This is a genomic window from Xanthomonas sp. WHRI 1810A, assembly GCF_040202885.1.
Classification (GTDB): domain Bacteria; phylum Pseudomonadota; class Gammaproteobacteria; order Pseudomonadales; family Pseudomonadaceae; genus Aquipseudomonas.
Genome location: NZ_JBEGED010000006.1, coordinates 49,972 through 69,485, shown reverse-complemented (window position 1 = coordinate 69,485; position 19,514 = coordinate 49,972). Strand labels below are relative to the sequence as shown.

Sequence of the window (19,514 nt, the reverse complement as noted above, 5' to 3'; positions counted from 1 at the left end):
GGTCTTGCGCTCGGAAATTCTAGTGAACAAAAACGTACTGCCCACCGCCGAACAAGCGCTGCCGGGGCGCGAAGCACCGATGTCGCTGCCCGAAACCCATTTCGTCAACGGCAATCCGCTGCTTGGCCCGTTCATCACCAACGTGGATTTCGCGATCTTCGGCCTGGGCTGTTTCTGGGGTGCCGAGCGGCGCTTCTGGCAGAAAGAAGGGGTGGTCAGCACCGTCGTGGGCTACGCCGGTGGTTTTACCCCGAACCCGACCTACGAAGAAGTCTGCTCGGGTTTGACCGGGCACACCGAGGTCGTGCTGGTGGTGTACGAGCCGGAAAAGGTCAGTTACGACGAACTGCTGGCCATGTTCTGGGAGCTGCACAACCCGACTCAGGGCATGCGTCAGGGCAACGACATCGGCACGCAGTATCGCTCGGTGATCTACGCCACGTCGCCTGCGCAACTGGACGCCGCCAAGGCCAGCGCTCAGGTGTTCCAGGCTGAGCTGACCAACGCCGGCATGGGAGAAATCACCACCGAAATCGAACAGGCACCGACGGTGTATTTCGCCGAGGCGTACCACCAGCAATACTTGGCCAAGAACCCGGAAGGCTACTGCGGGATCGGCGGGACGGGTGTGTGCATGCCAGCGAGTTTGAACGCGGCGTCTTGATCCGGACCATCTGTGGGACCGCGCCTGGTCTGGGCCGCACCGGACGATGGCGCTGTGTCAGACAGATCGCATCGCAGCCTCCCGCTGGTCGTCAGCTCCTACAGGCTTTTTGAATTGCCCAGAACCGTGTAGGAGCTGACGAGCTGCCGGAGGCTGCGATGCGTTACCTCCGACACCCCGTCATCTTCCAGAAACGCAGGATCAGGATTCAGCAATCAACCAATCCATCTTCCAGTCGCCCTGAGTCTGCCCCAGCTTTTCCGCCAGCCATGGCAGCAACTGACGCAGTTCTTCTTCCAGGCCCCAAGGCGGGTTGGCGATGGCGAGGCCTGAGCCGTTCAGGCTGTCGGGCGTGTCGAGCGGGTGAACCAGCAGCTCGACGCGCAACAGTTTCGGCGCGCCGGTTTCGGCCAGTTCCTGATAGAAACGCTTGAGCGCGCGCGGGTCCTTGATCGGGTACCAAATGGCCGCAACGGTCTGGCGCATGCGGCCGATGGCTTCTTTCAGCGCCACGGAGCAGCGCTTCATCTCATCCAACTGCTCGAACGGCGGATCGATCAGCATCACCGCGCGCTTCTCGTGCACCGGCAGTAATGCACGCGGGACATGCCAGCCTTCGCCCAGATGCACCGCCACCCGCCGGTCGAACTTCATGTTGTCCTTGAGCAGCACGCCGTCTTCCGGGTGTTTCTCATTGAGCAGCACCCGATCGCGCTCGCGGGTCAGGCGACGCGCCAGCTCGGGTGAACCGGGGTAATAACGCAGCTCGCCGGTCTTGCGGTTCATGTGTTTGAGCACGTCCATGTAGCCGGACGCCAGCTCAGGCACATCGGGGGCATCCCACAGACGACCGATGCCTTCGAGCCATTCGCCCGTGCGCGTGGCCTGATCGCCTTGCAGGTCGTACAGGCCAATGCCGGCGTGGGTATCGAGGTAAGCGAAGGGTTGCTCTTTGCGCGACATCAGCGCGAGGATGCGCGTCATGACGATATGTTTGAAAACATCGGCGTGGTTGCCGGCATGGAAGGCGTGACGGTAATTCATGGCAGCTCCTGGAAGGCCGCGGAGTTTAGCAAAACAGGGGCGCTTTGGCAGATTGCATAGACGGGCGCCACGTTGAGTCACTTCACCGAAAACGACCTGCCCATAGGAATACCAGCCATTGACGACAAGGGCCCTTGCCGACGTCAACGGCCGCTACCAGAATCCAGACACAGCCAGAAAAGGAGCAAACGTCATGATGCATGCGGACCTGATCGACCAGGAAGACCTGCTCGGCCAACTCAGATCCCTGGGTTTCGAAACCCCGGCCGGTGCCACCGCCGAGCAAGCCTGCGCCCACGCGGTGTGCGCTCTGAACGACGACCGCGCTCGGGCGCTGCGGCAAATGGTGGAGAAAATGCTGACGGGCAGCGCGACTATCTTGCCGGCGGTACGCCAGGCGATTGATCAGCAGCTGTTGCCGGCGTTGGCGGCTTACAAGCAGAGTCGTAGTGCCTGACACGCAAACCTGTAGGAGCGCGCTTGCCCGCGATAGCAGTGTGTTAGTCGACACTGCATTGTCAGAAATGACGCATCGCGGGCAAGCGCGCTCCTACAAACTTCGAGCTACAACCGCACACTCGCAAACGTGGATTCATTACGCGCCTGGCTCAACGCTGACAGCGGGCCGGACAGCGGTGCCAGCACCATCGCTTGGGGCATTGGCATCATCGCCACCTGCTGCGCGGTGTTGGAGCCCACGCGTTCGTCACGCGGCGGGATCCCGAAATATTCGCGGTAGCACTTGGAGAAATGCGGCGTCGACACAAAGCCGCACACCGACGCCACTTCGATGATGGACATCGGCGTCTGCTTGAGCAACTGACGCGCGCGGATCAGGCGCAGCTTGAGGTAGTAACGCGACGGCGAGCAGTGCAGGTATTTCTGGAACAGCCTCTCCAACTGACGCCGGGACACGGCGACATACACCGCCAGTTCATCCAGATCGATCGGTTCTTCGAGATTGGCTTCCATCAGCGCCACGATTTCCTGCAGTTTCGGCTGGTTGGTGCCAAGCATGTGCTTGAGCGGCACGCGCTGGTGGTCCTGCTCGTTACGAATGCGTTCGTAGACGAACATCTCCGAGATCGCGGCTGACAGTTCACGCCCGTGATCGCGGCTGATCAGGTGCAGCATCATGTCCAGCGGCGCGGTGCCACCGGAGCTGGTGAAGCGATTGCGGTCCAGGGTAAACAGGCGTGTGCTCATGGCCACGCGGGGGAAAGCTTCCTGCATCGCGGCCAGGCATTCCCAGTGCACGCTGCAATCGAAACCGTCGAGCAGACCGGCGCACGCCAGTGCCCAGCTGCCGGTACACACAGCGCCCAGACGGCGTGACTGACGCGCCTGGCTCTGCAGCCAGCTCACGTGTTCCCGGGTCACCGTGCGCTGGATACCGACGCCGCCGCAGACGATGACGGTGTCCAGCACCGGCGCTTTGTGCATGGCGGCATCCGGGGTGATCTGCAGGCCGTCGCTGGCCCAGACCTGGCCGCCATCGACGGTCAATGTGGTCCAGCGGTACAGCTCTCGACCGGACAGCTGGTTGGCCATCCGCAGGGGCTCAACCGCCGACGCGAGGGATATCAGCGTGAAATTGTCCAGCAGCAGGAAGCCGATGGATTGCGGCGCACGGTTCTGGGGTTGGGCCCCTGAGTTGAACGATGTCATCACGGTATCTCCTCACGAAAAGCAATTGATGGCCCCCACACGAGGCTCTTGTTGTGTGCTCTCATTTGAGTGGAGAGCTTAGGCATTGCAACGCAAATGCCATGCCTAAAGTTGAATGGGCATTCAATAAACCCTGATTGCGACGTCGCGATGCGTCTATTCGGTCGCGACACGACCATTCGATTTGCGACGTTCAGGGCGCAAAGCCACGGAAATGGCGGAAACGGTGAGCAATTCGGTATCACATTGGGAAGTGTCGGTAAGGACGCAGGATCTGTCGTGTCACCACAAGCACAGGTGACCGAAGGTACGCGGTGTAACGCCCGGTTTACATGGCGTTGCGCCATGTAGCGAGTAGAGCGCGCTAAAAAGTTGCGGCCGAATCCGGATGTGTTCGAAAAGCGAGCAGGCGCCTCACTTCTTGTAGGAGCGCGCTTGCCCGCGATTGAGGTGCGTCAGTCAACATCTGTGTCGCTGACAGACTGCAATCGCGGGCAACCGCTCCTTACAGGAAAGTGGTCAGCACTCCACCGCACTCACCGCCAGCCCGCCACGGGACGTCTCTTTGTACTTGTCGTGCATGTCCGCGCCGGTGTCGCGCATGGTGCGGATGACCCGGTCCAGCGAGATGAAATGCGTGCCATCGCCACGCAACGCCATTTGCGCGGCGTTGATGGCTTTCACGGCGGCAATCGCGTTGCGCTCGATGCACGGCACCTGAACCAGCCCGCCCACCGGGTCGCAGGTCAGGCCGAGGTTGTGTTCCAGACCGATCTCGGCCGCGTTGCACAGCTGCGCCGGCGTCGCACCCAGAATATCCGCCAGCCCCGCTGCCGCCATGGCGCAGGCCGAGCCCACCTCACCCTGACAACCGACTTCAGCGCCGGAAATCGACGCGTTCTTTTTGCACAGAATCCCGATGGCGGCAGCGGCCAGCAGGTAATCCACGACGTTGCCTTCATTGACCTCGTCGCTGAATTTGACGAAGTAATGCAGCACCGCCGGAATGATCCCCGCCGCCCCATTAGTCGGTGCCGTGACCATGCGCCCGCCGGCAGCATTCTCCTCGTTGACCGCCAGGGCAAACAGGTTGACCCACTCCATGGCGCTCAAGGTAGAGCCGATGACGTTCGGCTTGCCCAGCTCCTGCAAGCTGCGATGCAATCGCGCGGCCCGGCGACGCACGTTCAGCCCGCCCGGCAAAATCCCTTCATGCTTCAAGCCTTGCTCGACACAATCCTGCATCGCTCGCCACAGGGTCATCAGCCCGGTGCGGATTTCATCCTCGCTGCGCCACACCTTCTCGTTGGCCATCATCAGCTCGGAAACCCGCAGACCATGCTTTTCGCACAGCATCAGTAACTCATCGGCGCTGGAAAAGTCGTACGGCAAGCGGGTGCTGTCCATGTCCACCACCCCGCTCGCCGCTTGCGCCTCATCGACCACGAACCCGCCGCCCACCGAGTAGTAGGTGTCCCGGTGGAATTCACCGCCCCCGTCGTGGGCAATCAACATCATGGCATTGGGGTGAAACGGCAGGTTCTCGTCGATCAATTGCATGTCGCGTTGCCACACGAACGGGACGACGCGCTGGCCGTTCAGGCGCAGGGTGTCAGTCTCCTTGAGCTCGGCGATTCGCTGGCCGATGACCGACGGATCGATCGCGTCGGGCCACTCGCCCATCAGGCCCATGATCACGGCGTTATCACTGCCGTGACCGATGCCGGTGGCCGAGAGTGAGCCGTACAGGCGAACTTCCAGGCGTGTTACCTGTTCCAAGAGACCGCGTTCATGCAGACCTTGCACGAACAACGCAGCGGCGCGCATGGGGCCGACGGTGTGAGAACTGGAGGGTCCGATACCGATCTTGAACAGGTCGAACACGCTGATAGCCATGAATCGCAAACCTCCGAAGGCAGGACTTCCGGCACGTCAAACGGCCGGTGACGGAACTGCTACGCTCAAGCGGCTATCCGTCAAGATGGCCGCATCATCAGGCTTTTATTCACGGGGACGACGTCTCACACCGACTTACCCATGCCCACTAACGCCGCCACGGCGAGCCAATGCGCACAGCTTGTCCGGCTTGCGGTTTTGCGACAGTTCGGGCCGCTATCAGCCGCTTCGGCGCCTGAAAACAGCGTCACGGGCCGTTAAAAAATCTGTAAGCGACCTCGCTGACACTGGATGCGACCCACTCTGTACTGGTTACGACGCCCCCTGTAGGCGTTTGTTTTCCCCTGTTACATGATCGGTCCCGACTCGATCGCCATACGCAGTGATTGAGCTGTTGCGCAACTTGACTCGCCAACACCAGAAAAGGTGTCCGCTTCGTTGATAACCAGAAGCCGATACCGAAAAAAAACCTAAGGAGTCCAACCATGAAAGGTTCACACACGCTGTTGCTGGGCGTTGCGCTGAGTATCCCGATGCTGGCTCAGGCAGCAGAACCTGCCCAATGCGCGACGGTTAATTTTTCCGATGTAGGCTGGACCGACATCACCGTCACCACCGCCGTCACCAGCGCCGTCCTCCAGTCCCTGGGTTACAAAACCAAAACCACCATGATCTCCGTGCCGGTGACCTACAAGTCCCTGGCCGACGGCAAGAACATGGACGTTTTCCTCGGTAACTGGATGCCGACCATGGAAAACGACATCAAGGCCTATCGCGACGCAGGCACGGTGGAAACCGTCCGCGCCAACCTGGAAAACGCCAAATACACCCTGGCCGTGCCTCAGGCGCTCTACGACAAAGGCCTGCATGACTTCGCCGACATCGTCAAATTCAAGAAAGAACTCGACGGCAAGATCTACGGCATCGAGCCTGGCAACGACGGCAACCGCCTGATCCAGAGCATGATCGACAAAGATGCGTTCGGCCTGAAGGCTGCAGGCTTCAAAGTCGTCGAGTCGAGCGAAGCCGGCATGCTCTCGCAAGTGGATCGCGCCGCGCGCCGCAACACCGACGTGGTGTTCCTGGGTTGGGAACCGCACCCGATGAACACCCGCTTCAAGATCAAGTACCTCACCGGCGGCGACGACTATTTCGGTCCAAACTTCGGGCAGGCAACGATCTACACCAACACGCGCAAGGGCTATACCCAAGAGTGCAGCAACGTCGGCCAACTGCTGAAAAACCTGGCATTCACGCTGCCGATGGAAAGCGCGCTGATGGGTAACGTGCTGGACGACAAGATCAAGCCTGACGCCGCCGCCAAGGCGTGGATCAAGGAGAACCCGCAAGTCCTCGACACCTGGCTGGCCGGCGTGACCACCGTGGACGGCAAACCAGGCCTGGAGGCCGCCAAGGCACAGTTGACGAAGTAAGCCGACACGCAGGCGAGTACGCTCGCCTGTTGTCCTAAATTTCCTTCCGTATGCGGACAATCGATACCATGCTGACTGATCACAAAATCCCCCTGGGCGAGTACATCGCGGCCTTCGTCGAATGGCTGACGCAGAACGGCGCCAGCACCTTCGACGCGATCGCTTCGTCGTTGGAAACCATGATCCACGGCCTGACCGCAGGCCTGACCTGGTTCAACCCCTTTGTATTGATCGGCCTGATTGCTCTGCTCGCTCATTTCATCCAGCGCAAGTGGGGCCTGACGGTGTTCGTCATCGTCTCGTTTCTGCTGATCCTGAACCTGGGTTACTGGGTGGAAACCATGGAGACCCTGGCGCAGGTGCTGTTCGCCACCGCGGTGTGCGTGGTGATCGGCGTGCCGCTGGGCATCATTGCCGCGCACAAGCCGATGTTCTACACGATCATGCGACCGGTCCTCGACCTGATGCAGACCGTTCCTACTTTCGTTTACCTGATTCCGACCCTGACCCTGTTTGGTCTGGGCGTGGTGCCGGGTCTGATTTCGACGGTGGTGTTCGCCATTGCGGCGCCGATCCGACTGACCTATCTGGGCATCCGCGACGTACCCCACGAACTCCTCGACGCCGGGAAAGCCTTTGGCTGCTCACGTCGTCAACTGCTGTCCCGCATCGAACTGCCTCACGCCATGCCGAGCATCGCCGCCGGTATCACCCAATGCATCATGCTGTCGCTGTCGATGGTGGTGATCGCCGCGCTGGTCGGTGCCGATGGCCTGGGCAAACCGGTGGTCAATGCGCTGAACACCGCTGATATTGCCTTGGGCTTCGAAGCCGGGCTTGCGATCGTATTGCTGGCAATCATGCTCGACCGTATCTGCAAACAACCTGACGCACAGGTCAAGGGGGACGCATGAGCATTATCAATTTCGAAAACGTCGACGTTATCTTTTCCAAAGACCCCCGCGAAGCGCTCAAGCTGCTGGACCAGGGCCTGAACCGCGAACAGATTCTGAAGAAAACCGGCCAGATCGTCGGTGTGGAAAAAGCCTCACTGACCGTTGAAAAAGGCGAGATCTGCGTCCTGATGGGTCTGTCCGGCTCCGGCAAATCGAGTCTGCTGCGCTGCATCAACGGGCTTAACACCGTGAGCCGTGGTGCGCTGTACGTGGAACACGAAGGCTCGCAGATCAACATCGCCAACTGCACACCGGTCGAACTGAAGATGATGCGCACCAAGCGTATCGCCATGGTCTTCCAGAAATTCGCCCTGATGCCCTGGCTGACCGTGCGCGAAAACATCAGCTTCGGCCTGGAAATGCAGGGTCGTCCGGAGAAAGAGCGGCGCAAGCTGGTGGACGAAAAGCTGGAGCTGGTGGGTCTGACGCAATGGCGCAACAAGAAGCCGGACGAGCTGTCCGGCGGCATGCAGCAGCGCGTTGGTCTGGCCCGTGCACTGGCGATGGACGCCGACATTCTGCTGATGGATGAGCCGTTTTCGGCACTTGACCCGCTGATCCGCCAGGGCCTTCAGGACGAGTTGCTGGACCTGCAGAAGAAGCTCGCCAAGACCATCGTCTTCGTGAGCCACGACCTGGACGAAGCCCTCAAGCTCGGCAGCCGCATCGCCATCATGAAAGACGGCCGGATCATCCAGTACAGCGTGCCGGAAGAGATCGTGCTCAACCCGGCGGACGATTACGTGCGCACCTTCGTCGCCCACACCAACCCGCTGAACGTGCTGTGCGGCCGCAGCCTGATGCGCACCGTCGACAACTGCACCCGCGTGAACGGCTCGGTGTGCCTGGACCCCAGCGGCGACTCCTGGCTGGACCTGGCCGACGGCGATCAGATCAAAGGCGCACGCCAGAACGGCGCGCAGCTGGACCTGCAGAACTGGGCCCCGGGCCAGGCCATGGATACGCTGGGTCGCCGTCCGACCGTGGTGCACTCCGACATCGGCATGCGCGACGCCCTGCAGATTCGCTACCAGACCGGCAACAAACTGGTGCTGCAGGAAGGCAATAAAGTGGTCGGGATTCTGGGTGACAGCGAGCTGTACCACGCGTTGCTCGGGAAAAATTTAGGGTAACGGCTGTAGGAGCGCGCTTGCCCGCGATGACGTCGGCTCATCCAATAATGCGGTGACTGACACAACGCAATCGCGGGCAAGCGCGCGCCTACAAATATCGTCCGCATAACGCGTCCACCGGCGCCAAATCGCTCTTTCTTGCAGCTCAAAGCCTGAAGCTTTCAGCTGCTGCTCATCGCCTTCGGGTTTTTGTTGATTGAACGTTCAATTAAAAATTGTTAGGGTGTATGTCGATTCCAGCAGCCCTGCGCTCATCCCACGCCGAGACAAGGAACACATCAATGCCCAAGGTCGGTATGCAGCCTATTCGCCGTCAACAGCTGATCCACGCCACCCTTGAGGCGGTCGATCAGGTGGGCATGGGCGACGCGAGTATTGCCCTGATCGCCAAGCTGGCCGGTGTCTCGAACGGCATCATCAGCCACTACTTTCAGGACAAGAACGGCCTGATCGCCGCCACCATGCGCCATCTGATGAACGCGTTGATCACCAACGTCTCGGAGCGCCGCCTGGCCCTGACCGACGACAGCCCGCGCGCCCATTTGAAAGTGATCGTGGAAGGCAACTTCGACGCCAGCCAGGTCAATGGCCCGGCGATGAAAACCTGGCTGGCCTTCTGGGCCACCAGCATGCATCAGCCGTCATTGCACCGCTTGCAACGGATCAACGACCACCGTCTGTATTCGAACCTGTGCTGCCAGTTTCGCCGGGTGCTGTCGCTGGACGAAGCGCGCAATGCGGCGCGCGGCATGGCCGCCCTGATCGACGGTTTGTGGTTGCGCGGCGCGCTGTCGGGCGATGCCTTCGACACCGAGCAAGCGCAGCAGATTGCTTACGAATACATGGATTTCCAATTGGCGAAAGCAGCGCGCTGACGCGCTCACGCCCACCGCTGTAAATGATCGACTGGCGCCAGGCGCTCTCGATCACAGCTCACACCCGATACCTGAGGATTTTTATGCCCCGTTTTGAACTGCAAAAACCCTACATTGATGGCGGTTACGTCGACGCCAGCGGCAATGACACCTTCGAAGCCATCAACCCGGCCAACGGCGAACTGCTGGCCCACGTCCAGCGCGCCACCCGTGAAGACGTCGAGCGCGCTGTCGTCAGCGCCGAGAAAGGCCAGAAAGTCTGGGCCGCCATGACCGCCATGCAGCGCTCCCGCATCCTGCGCCGCGCCGTGGACATCCTGCGTGAACGCAACGATGAACTGGCCGCGCTGGAAACCCTGGACACCGGCAAATCGATTTCCGAAACCAAATACGTCGACATCGTCACCGGCGCCGACGTACTGGAGTACTACGCAGGCCTGGTTCCGGCCATCGAAGGCGAGCAGATTCCGCTGCGCACCTCCTCATTTGTCTACACCCGCCGCGAACCGCTGGGCGTCACTGCCGGCATTGGCGCGTGGAACTACCCGATCCAGATCGCCCTGTGGAAGTCGGCCCCTGCATTGGCTGCCGGCAACGCGATGATCTTCAAGCCGAGCGAAGTCACTTCGCTGACCACCTTGAAACTGGCCGAAATCTACACCGAAGCCGGCGTGCCCGATGGCGTGTTCAACGTGCTGACCGGTACCGGCAGTGAAGTCGGCAGCTGGCTCACCGAGCACCCGCGCATCGAGAAGATTTCGTTCACCGGCGGTGTCAGCACCGGCAAGAAGGTCATGGCCAGTGCATCGAGTTCGTCGCTCAAGGAAGTGACCATGGAACTGGGCGGCAAGTCGCCGCTGATCATTTTCGACGACGCCGATCTGGATCGCGCCGCCGACATCGCGATGATGGCCAACTTCTACAGCTCCGGTCAGGTCTGCACCAACGGCACGCGGGTGTTCATCCCGAGCGCGTTGAAGGCCGAGTTCGAAGCCAAAATCGTTGAGCGCGTGAAGCGTATTCGCGCCGGCAACCCGGAAGATGAGAACACCAACTTCGGCCCCCTGGTGAGCTTCGCCCACATGGAAAACGTGCTGGGCTACATCACCAAGGGCAAGGAACAAGGCGCGCGCGTGCTGATCGGCGGCGACCGTCTGACCGAGGGTGAATTCGCCAAAGGCGCTTTCGTGGCCCCGACCGTGTTCACCGATTGCACCGACGACATGACCATCGTCAAAGAAGAAATCTTCGGCCCGGTCATGAGCATCCTCAGCTACGACACCGAAGAAGAAGTCATCCGCCGCGCCAACGACACCGACATGGGTCTGGCAGCGGGCGTCGTGACCCAAGACCTGAACCGCGCGCATCGCGTGATTCATCAGCTGGAAGCCGGCATCTGCTGGATCAACGCCTGGGGCGAATCGGCGGCGGAAATGCCGGTCGGTGGCTACAAGCAATCCGGCGTCGGCCGCGAAAACGGCATCAGCTCGCTGGCGCAATACACCCGTATCAAATCGGTACAGGTTGAGTTGGGTGAATACGCGTCGGTGTTTTAAGTACTGACGCCCCCCTGTAGGAGCGCGCTTGCCCGCGATGACGTCGGTAAATCCGGCACCGTTGGCGTCTGACACAACGCAATCGCGGGCAAGCGCGCTCCTACAGGTTTCGACCGCGCTCCGACGCATCACCCCGATCATCTTTCAAAGAGGGAACTTAAATGTCCCAAGAATTCGACTACATCATCATCGGCGCAGGTTCGGCCGGTAATACCCTGGCAGCCCGTCTCACCGAAGACGCAGGCGTCACCGTGCTGCTGCTTGAAGCGGGCGGCCCGGATTATCGTGCGGACTTCCGCACCCAAATGCCGGCCGCGCTGGCGTTCCCGTTGCAAGGCCGTCGCTACAACTGGGCGTATGAAACCGACCCTGAGCCGCACATGAACAACCGCCGTATGGAATGCGGTCGCGGCAAGGGCCTGGGCGGTTCTTCGCTGATCAACGGCATGTGCTACATCCGCGGCAATGCCATGGACTACGACGGCTGGGCCAAGAACCCGGGCCTTGAAGACTGGGATTACCTCAACTGCCTGCCGTACTTCCGCAAGGCCGAAACCCGCGACATCGGCGCCAACGATTACCACGGCGGTGATGGCCCGGTCAGCGTGACCACGCCCAAAGCCGGCAACAACCCGTTGTTCGCCGCGATGGTGGAAGCGGGCGTGCAAGCGGGCTATCCGCGCACCGACGACCTTAACGGTTACCAGCAAGAAGGCTTCGGCCCGATGGACCGCACCGTCACGCCGTTCGGCCGTCGGGCCAGCACCGCGCGCGGCTATCTCGATGACGCGAAAAAGCGCTCGACGCTGACCATCGTCACTCACGCCCTGACCGACCGCATCCTGTTCGACGGCAAGCGCGCCGTCGGCGTGGCCTATCTGGTCGGCGACAGCGACGCTCGCATCGAAGCCCGCGCTCGCAAGGAAGTCTTGCTGTGTGGTGGGGCCATCGCTTCGCCGCAGATCCTGCAACGTTCCGGCGTCGGCCCGGCCGAAGTGCTGAAGAAGCTGGACATCCCGGTGGTTCACGACCTGCCGGGCGTGGGCGAGAACCTTCAGGATCACCTGGAGATGTACCTGCAGTACGCCTGCACCGAGCCGGTCTCGCTGTACCCGTCGCTGTTGTGGTGGAACCAGCCGAAGATCGGTGCGGAGTGGATGTTCCTGGGCAAAGGCATCGGCGCCAGCAACCAGTTCGAAGCCGGTGGCTTTATCCGTTCGCGGGAAGAATTCGAGTGGCCGAACATCCAGTACCACTTCCTGCCCGTTGCGATTAACTACAACGGCAGCAAGGGTGTGCAGGAGCACGGCTTCCAGGCCCACGTGGGCTCGATGCGTTCACCGAGTCGTGGCCGCGTGCAGGTCAAGTCGAAGAACCCGCGCGAGTACCCGAGCATCCTGTTTAACTACATGGCCAGCGAGCAGGATTGGCAGGAGTTTCGCGACGGCATCCGCCTGACCCGCGAGATCATGCAGCAGCCGGCGCTGGACAAGTACCGGGGCCGGGAAATCAGCCCGGGTATCGAAGTGCAGACTGACGAGCAACTGGATCAGTTTGTCCGCGAGCATGCCGAGACGGCGTACCACCCTTCGTGCTCGTGCAAGATGGGCACCGATGAGATGGCCGTTGTCGATGGCGAAGGCCGCGTGCATGGCGTGCAGAACCTGCGCGTGGTGGATGCCTCGATCATGCCGCTGATCACCACCGGCAACCTGAATGCGCCGACGATCATGATCGCCGAGAAGATCGCCGACAAGATCCGTGGCCGCGCGCCGCTGCCACGCAGCACGGCGGACTACTTCGTCGCCGGCGACCGCCCTGCCCGCACCACGCCGCTGCGTGATGTGAGCCGGACAGCGCAGTAAATACACCGCACGACCTCCTGTAGGAGCGCGCTTGCCCGCGATTGCAATCTGTCTGAAGCCCCTCTGGCGAATGGCACACCTCAATCGCGAGCAAGCTCCTCCCACCAAGCGCGCTCCTACAATCGCTGCAACCGTCACGCCCCCGCTTGCCGCTACCCTCCTCGCAGGCCTAATCTAGAGCCCGCGCAACCGCTTCGTCTCCTGCGTACCCACCGGCCCACATCTTGCTTCAGGTTGTTGTTCAGCCTGACAGCCTTCCAAGGAGCCTCTCTGCATGTTCGATTTCTCCGCTCAACTCTCGCAGCGGTTTGCCGCGCTGGAGAGCAGTGCCCAGTTTTTCTCCCTGCGTTACGTCAAACAGACCAGTCAGCACCTGTCCGTGCGCAAGAACGTGGCCGCGCCGCCGCACATGAGCATCGACGAAGGCGCGATGCTGACCGTGCGCCTCAACGGCGTGGAAACCTATGCCGCCACCAACGATATTTCCCAGCGCGGCCTGCAAGCGGCGCTGGAGCAGGCCGAGATGCAGGCGCGTCTGCTGGCGCCGCATTCCCTGCTCGATCTGAGCGAACAACGTGTGTCCAGCGCCCGCGCCGATTACCTCTCGCCCAACCTGTCCAGCGCCTTCCCGTCACTGAGCGATTGCTACGCCCTGCTCAGCGCCGAATCGGCTGCCGTGCCAAAGGACGAGCGCCTGGTGAACTGGCAGGTCAGCCTGGGCATTGAAAATGTCGAGCAGATCTACCTCAACAACGCCGGGGCGCAGATCCGTCAGGCCCAGCGTTATGTGTTTCCCGGCTTGAGCGTGACGGCTTTCGACGGCCACGACAGCCAGTCCCGCAGCCTGGGCCGCGAGAATTTCGGCCAGCAAGGCGGCGCGGAAGTCATTGCCAGCTGTGGCCTGGTCGGCGCCGGGGTAAAGATCGCCGATCAGGCGCTGCAACTGATCATGGCGCCCAACACGCCCACCGGCCCGCGCGACCTGCTGCTGACCCCCGATCAAATGACCCTGCAAATCCACGAGTCCATCGGCCACCCGCTGGAACTGGATCGCATCCTGGGCGATGAACGCAACTACGCGGGCACCAGTTTCGTCAAAACCAGCGACTTCGGCACCCTGCAATACGGTTCAAACCTGCTGAACGTGACCTTCGACCCGGACATTCCCGAGCAACTGGCGAGCTACGGCTACGACGACGATGGCACCGAAGCCAGCAAACAATTCTTGATCAAGGATGGCGTGTTGGTACGGCCGCTGGGCGGTGCGCTGTCGCAGTATCGCGCCGGGATGGACGGTGTCGCCAACAGCCGCGCCTGCGGCTGGAACCGCGCGCCCATTGATCGCATGGCCAACCTGAACATCGAGCCGGGCGATAAGTCGATGGCGCAACTGATCGGCGGGATCGAGCACGGGATTTTGATGAGCACCAACAGCTCCTGGTCCATCGACGATGCGCGTAACAAATTCCAGTTCGGTTGCGAGTGGGGCCAGTTGATCGAAAACGGCGAACTCAAAGGCGTGGTGAAGAACCCGAACTACCGCGCGATCTCGGCGCAGTTCTGGCGCAACCTCAGCGCCGTGGGTGATGCCAGCACCTTCAAAGTCCTCGGCACGCCCAACTGCGGCAAGGGCGAACCCAATCAGGTCATCCGCGTGGGGCACGCATCGCCCGCCTGCGTGTTCTCCCATGTCGATGTATTCGGAGGTGACGCTTGATGTCTCATCACTCTCAGTTCAAGTCCCTGGTTGATCGCCTGAACGGCGCAATCACCCATCAGGAACGCTTCACCCTGAGCTACAACGCCGAAGAATCGGACTTCATTCGCTTCAACCACGGCAAGGTGCGTCAGGCCGGGCATGTGCAGCAGGCCAGCGTGAACTTCAAGCTGATTGACGACGGCCGCCACGCCAACCTCAACCTGACGCTCTCGGGCGACAGCGAGGTGGATCAACAGCGTTTGTCCGAAGCCCTGCACCAACTGCGGCAAACCCTGACGCTGCTGCCGGAAGACCCTTACTTGCTGCTCAACGAGCAGGACTGGCAGAGCAACAACGTCCAGGACCAACCGTTGCCGGACAGCGCCCATGTGGTCAACCAAATCGCGCAACGGGGCGAAGGCCTCGACCTGGTCGGCATTTACGCGGCCGGGCCGTTGTATCGCGGCTTCGCCAGTTCCCAGGGCGCGCTGGGCTGGCATCAGGCCAACAGTTTTAATTTCGACTGGAGCCTGTTCCACGACAACGGCCAGGCGGTGAAGGCCAATTACGCCGGTCACGACTGGAGCGATGAGGCGTTTGCACGCCGCTTCACGCTGGCTCGCGAGCAACTGGAATTCCTCGGCCGCCCAGCACATACGTTGGCGCCGGGGCAATACCGCGCGTATCTGGCGCCGGCGGCGGTGGAAGAGATCGTCGGCATGATGTGCTGGGGCGGATTTTCGGCGCAGTCGCTGGCCGACAAGAGCAGCCCGCTGCAACGCCTGTACAGCGGCGAACTGGCGCTGAACCCGCTGGTGAGCCTGGACGAGCAGGTCAGCGGTTCGTTGTCGCCAGCGTTTTCCGGCGAAGGGTATCCACGTTCGGACCTGTCGCTGGTGGTCGAAGGCGCCGCACGGGATCAACTGGTCAGCTCGCGCAGCGCGGCGGAATACGGTCTGGCGGCCAATGGCGCAGGTGGCGGCGAGTCCCCCAGTGCGTTGAGCATGAATGGCGGCTCGCTGGGGCTGGACCAGGTGCTGCAAGCCCTCGGCACCGGCTTGTACATCAGCAACCTGTGGTACCTCAACTTTTCTGACCGAAGCGCAGGCCGCCTGACCGGCATGACCCGTTTCGCAACGTTCTGGGTGGAGGACGGCAAAATCATCGCGCCGGTGAGCACCATGCGTTTCGACGACAGCCTGTTCAGCCTGCTGGGCGACGCGCTGGAAGAATTGACGACAGAGAGGGAACTGATTCTGTCCACAAGTACCTACAGTCAGCGCGATACCAGTTCCAACCTGCTGCCGGGCGCGTTGATCAGCAAGCTTACCTTGACGCTCTGAGTACCCTGTAGGAGCGCGCTTGCCCGCGATTGCAATCTGTCCGCACCGTAGAGGCGACTGATCCACCGCAATCGCGGGCAAGCGCGCTCCTACCAATCGCCTCATGCCAATAAAACCAACAAGGACCCACGCCCCACATGCCGACCACAACCCCGCATCTGGACGCCACAACACTGCGCTGGATGCCTTGGGTCATTGCCATCGCTTTCTTCATGCAAAGCCTGGACGGCACGATCCTCAACACCGCCCTCCCCTCCATGGCCGGTTCGTTGTCCGAAGACCCGCTGCGCATGCAGTCGGTGATCATCGCCTACATGCTGACCATCGCCCTGCTCATCCCGGCCTCTGGCTGGATTTCGGATCGATTCGGGATCAAGCGCATCTTCTTCAGCGCCATTCTGTTATTCAGCTTCGGCTCCTTGCTGTGCGCCCTGGCCAACTCGTTGAGCATGCTGGTGGGCGCGCGGGGGATTCAGGGGCTGGGCGGCGCACTGATGATGCCGGTCGGGCGCCTGATCGTATTACGGGCCTATCCGCGAACCGAGCTGGTGCGCACCTTGAGCTTCATCACCATGCCGGCGCTGCTGGGTCCGTTGATGGGCCCGACCGTGGGCGGCTGGCTGGTGGAATACCTGAGCTGGCACTGGATCTTCCTGATCAATATTCCGGTCGGCATTCTGGGCTGCTTCGCCGTGCGCAAATTCATCCCGGATTTGCAGGGTGGCGGGCGTACGCGCTTCGATATGGTGGGCTTTTTGCTGTTCGGCGCGTCAATGGTGCTGATCACTATCGCGCTGGAAGGCCTGGGCGAGCTGCACCTGCCGCACCTGCGCGTGGTCATGCTGTTGTTCGGCGGGATGGCCTGCCTGGCGGCGTATTGGTTGCGCGCAAGCCATGTAGAGCACCCGCTGTTCTCGGCTTCGCTGTTCAAGACCCGCAGTTTTGCGGTGGGAATCATGGGCAACCTGTTCGCCCGACTGGGCAGCGGCGCCTTGCCGTTTCTGGTGCCGTTGATGCTGCAAGTGGCGCTGGGTTACTCGCCGTCCCATGCCGGGATGAGCATGATTCCGCTCGCGCTGGCCGCGATGTTCGCCAAACCGCTGGCCACCAAGGCGATCGAGCGGCTCGGTTACCGCATCGTGCTCACCGGCAACACGCTGCTGCTGGGCATCTTGCTGGCGAGCATGGCGTTGATCAGCGCGGAGACTCCGTACTGGATGCTGCTGATTCATCTGGCGCTGCTGGGTGGCGTCAACTCGCTGCAGTTCTCGGCGATGAACGCCGTGACGCTGATCGACCTCGACGACGCCAGCGCGGCCAGCGGCAACAGCCTGTTGTCGGTGGTGGCGCAGTTATCGTTGAGCCTGGGCGTGGCCTGCGCGGCGGCGCTGCTCGGTGGGTTCACCGACGACGTGGCGACCGGCGAGGTCAGCAGTGTGCTGGGGGCGTTCCAGCTGACATTCCTGTGCGTTGGGGTGCTGGCGATGCTGGCCGCGACGATTTTCCTGCAGTTGTCGCCCCGAATCACCCAGGAGAACCCGCCGCGCAAGCCGCAGCCGGAGCCTGAGATCGAAGCGTGACCGGTCCCGCCCTGTAGGAGCGAATTCATTCGCGAAGGGCTGGTGTAGGCGACGCCTATTTGTCGCCCATGCCTGCGTATCACGAATAAATTCGCTCCTACAGAGGTTCTCTGACTAACGCGTACCATTTATCGCCCATGGCCCCAAGGCAGGGACCGCGACCTGATACACTGCGCGACATTTTGTTTTGCAGGCTCACTCTTGTGACTAACACCGCGTTCAATACCTTGCCCCTTTCCGCCGCCATGCTGGCTAACCTGGAGTCCCTCGGTTACGCCCAGATGACGCCGATTCAGGCGCAGAGCCTGCCGGTGATTCTCAAGGGCATGGACCTGATCGCTCAGGCCAAGACCGGCAGCGGCAAGACCGCCGCCTTCGGTATCGGCCTGCTGAACCCCATCAATCCGCGCTTCTTCGGTTGTCAGGCGCTGGTGCTGTGCCCCACGCGTGAACTGGCTGACCAAGTCGCCAAGGAAATCCGCCGCCTGGCGCGTTCCGAAGACAACATCAAGGTCCTGACCCTGTGCGGCGGCGTGTCGTTCGGCCCGCAGATCGGTTCGCTGGAGCACGGCGCGCACATCATCGTCGGCACGCCGGGCCGCATCCAGCAGCACCTGCGCAAGGGTTCGCTGGTGCTGGACGGTCTGAACACGCTGATTCTCGACGAAGCCGACCGCATGCTGGACATGGGGTTCTACGACTCCATTGCCGACATCATCGAGCAGACGCCCAAGCGCCGTCAGACCCTGCTGTTCTCCGCCACCTACCCGGTCGGCATCAAGCAACTGTCGTCCAAGTTCATGCGCGACCCGCAGACCGTCAAGGTCGAAGCGCTGCACGCCGACAGCCAGATCGAGCAGATTTTCTACGAAATCTCCCCGGAGCAACGCCTCGAAGCCGTGGTGAAAGTGCTGGATCACTTCCGCCCGCAATCGTGCGTGGCGTTCTGCTTTACCAAACAGCAGGTTCAGGAAGTGGTCGATCACCTGATCGCCAAGGGCATGTCGGCGGTCGGTCTGCACGGCGACCTGGAACAACGCGATCGTGATCAAGTGCTGGCGATGTTCGCCAACCGCAGCACCTCGGTGCTGGTGGCCACTGACGTCGCGGCGCGCGGCCTGGACATCGACGGCCTGGACATGGTGCTCAACGTCGAGTTGGCGCGGGATTCGGAAATCCACATCCACCGCGTCGGGCGTACCGGTCGTGCGGGTGAAACCGGCATCGCGGTCAGCCTCGTCGCCCCGTCGGAAAGCCAGCGCGCCCGCGCCGTTGAAGAGCTGCAGAAAGCGCCGCTGAACTGGCAGCCATACGAAAACCTGACCCGCACCGAAGGCGGCAAGCTGCTGCCACCGATGACCACCCTGTGCATCGGCTCGGGTCGAAAGGACAAGCTGCGTCCGGGCGACATCCTCGGCGCACTGACCGGGGACGCCGGTATTCCCGGCGCTCAGGTCGGCAAAATCGCGATCTTCGATTTCCAGGCCTACGTCGCCGTCGAACGCAGCATGGCCAAACAGGCGCTGGAGCGTCTGAACAACGGCAAAATCAAGGGCAAGTCGTTGCGTGTGCGGATTCTCTAAACTCCGCCGCCTTACCCCTTTGTAGGAGCTGCCGAGGTACGAAGGCTGCGATCGCAGTGTGTCAGGTTTACCGAATCGCAGCCTTCGTTCCTCGGCAGCTCCTACAGTTATCGATCGTTCCCATGCTCCGCGTGGGAATGCCCTGACGGACGCTCCGCGTCCAGGGTGACGCAGAGCGTCACGAATCGCGTGCCCACGCAGAGCGTGGGCACGATCTTT

Annotated in this window: 15 protein-coding genes; 12 read left to right on the top strand and 3 right to left on the bottom strand. The window is 61.6% G+C overall.

From position 1 onward, the window contains the following. Nucleotides 1-22 precede the first annotated feature (22 nt). Complete coding sequence (msrA, locus tag ABQX22_RS10975; protein ID WP_441005270.1) at nt 23-664, top strand: peptide-methionine (S)-S-oxide reductase MsrA; 642 nt, start codon at nt 23-25, stop codon at nt 662-664. A 201-nt stretch (nt 665-865) separates the two neighbouring features. Here the strand turns inward: msrA and ABQX22_RS10970 are convergent, their stop codons facing one another. Beyond that, nucleotides 866-1,708 carry a 23S rRNA (adenine(2030)-N(6))-methyltransferase RlmJ gene (locus ABQX22_RS10970; RefSeq protein ID WP_349799335.1) on the bottom strand — a complete coding sequence of 281 codons (843 nt, stop codon included), beginning with the start codon at nt 1,706-1,708 and terminating at the stop codon, nt 866-868. 193 nt (nt 1,709-1,901) lie between these two features. Between ABQX22_RS10970 and ABQX22_RS10965 the strand changes: the two genes are divergently transcribed. Next, nucleotides 1,902-2,165: a hypothetical protein gene (locus ABQX22_RS10965; RefSeq protein WP_349799333.1), complete on the top strand. Its 264-nt coding sequence runs from the start codon at nt 1,902-1,904 to the stop codon at nt 2,163-2,165. Between the two features lie 107 nt (nt 2,166-2,272). On the opposite strand, the gene ABQX22_RS10960 is transcribed toward ABQX22_RS10965, so the two are convergent. Further along, on the bottom strand, nt 2,273-3,376 hold the full coding sequence (locus ABQX22_RS10960) for a GlxA family transcriptional regulator (protein ID WP_349799332.1): 1,104 nt from the start codon (nt 3,374-3,376) through the stop codon (nt 2,273-2,275). A 519-nt stretch (nt 3,377-3,895) separates the two neighbouring features. Continuing rightward, nucleotides 3,896-5,272 (bottom strand): L-serine ammonia-lyase, encoded by a 1,377-nt coding sequence (locus tag ABQX22_RS10955; protein WP_349799330.1) that lies wholly within the window; start codon nt 5,270-5,272, stop codon nt 3,896-3,898. A gap of 485 nt (nt 5,273-5,757) precedes the next feature. Here ABQX22_RS10955 and ABQX22_RS10950 point away from each other — a divergent pair, with 485 nt between their 5' ends. From ABQX22_RS10950 to dbpA, 10 genes are all read left to right on the top strand, one after another. Then, nucleotides 5,758-6,705, top strand: a complete 948-nt coding sequence (locus ABQX22_RS10950) for a choline ABC transporter substrate-binding protein (protein WP_349799328.1) — start codon at nt 5,758-5,760, stop codon at nt 6,703-6,705. A 68-nt stretch (nt 6,706-6,773) separates the two neighbouring features. Next, a complete protein-coding gene (gene choW, locus ABQX22_RS10945; RefSeq protein WP_349799326.1) occupies nt 6,774-7,619 on the top strand; it encodes a choline ABC transporter permease subunit in 846 nt (281 codons plus the stop codon). Continuing rightward, nucleotides 7,616-8,794, top strand: a complete 1,179-nt coding sequence (gene choV / locus ABQX22_RS10940; protein ID WP_349799324.1) for a choline ABC transporter ATP-binding protein — start codon at nt 7,616-7,618, stop codon at nt 8,792-8,794. Before choW ends, choV begins: the two co-directional genes overlap by 4 nt. Before the next feature lie 281 nt (nt 8,795-9,075). Then, nucleotides 9,076-9,669, top strand: coding sequence for a transcriptional regulator BetI (gene betI, locus ABQX22_RS10935; RefSeq protein WP_349799322.1), 594 nt, complete (start codon nt 9,076-9,078; stop codon nt 9,667-9,669). A gap of 83 nt (nt 9,670-9,752) precedes the next feature. Further along, the gene (gene betB / locus ABQX22_RS10930) at nt 9,753-11,225 is read left to right on the top strand and encodes a betaine-aldehyde dehydrogenase (RefSeq protein WP_349799320.1); all 1,473 of its coding nucleotides are present in this window, start codon (nt 9,753-9,755) and stop codon (nt 11,223-11,225) included. A 161-nt stretch (nt 11,226-11,386) separates the two neighbouring features. Beyond that, nucleotides 11,387-13,090, top strand: coding sequence for a choline dehydrogenase (betA, locus tag ABQX22_RS10925; protein WP_349799319.1), 1,704 nt, complete (start codon nt 11,387-11,389; stop codon nt 13,088-13,090). Nucleotides 13,091-13,364: 274 nt separating this feature from the next. Further along, complete coding sequence (locus tag ABQX22_RS10920) at nt 13,365-14,807, top strand: TldD/PmbA family protein (protein WP_349799317.1); 1,443 nt, start codon at nt 13,365-13,367, stop codon at nt 14,805-14,807. Further along, nucleotides 14,807-16,132: a TldD/PmbA family protein gene (locus ABQX22_RS10915; protein ID WP_349799315.1), complete on the top strand. Its 1,326-nt coding sequence runs from the start codon at nt 14,807-14,809 to the stop codon at nt 16,130-16,132. The genes ABQX22_RS10920 and ABQX22_RS10915 overlap by 1 nt, the downstream gene beginning before the upstream one ends. Before the next feature lie 137 nt (nt 16,133-16,269). Further along, complete coding sequence (mdtD, locus tag ABQX22_RS10910; protein WP_349799313.1) at nt 16,270-17,712, top strand: multidrug transporter subunit MdtD; 1,443 nt, start codon at nt 16,270-16,272, stop codon at nt 17,710-17,712. Nucleotides 17,713-17,915: 203 nt separating this feature from the next. Next, nucleotides 17,916-19,295: an ATP-dependent RNA helicase DbpA gene (gene dbpA / locus ABQX22_RS10905; RefSeq protein ID WP_349799311.1), complete on the top strand. Its 1,380-nt coding sequence runs from the start codon at nt 17,916-17,918 to the stop codon at nt 19,293-19,295. The last annotated feature ends 219 nt before the right edge of the window (nt 19,296-19,514 follow it).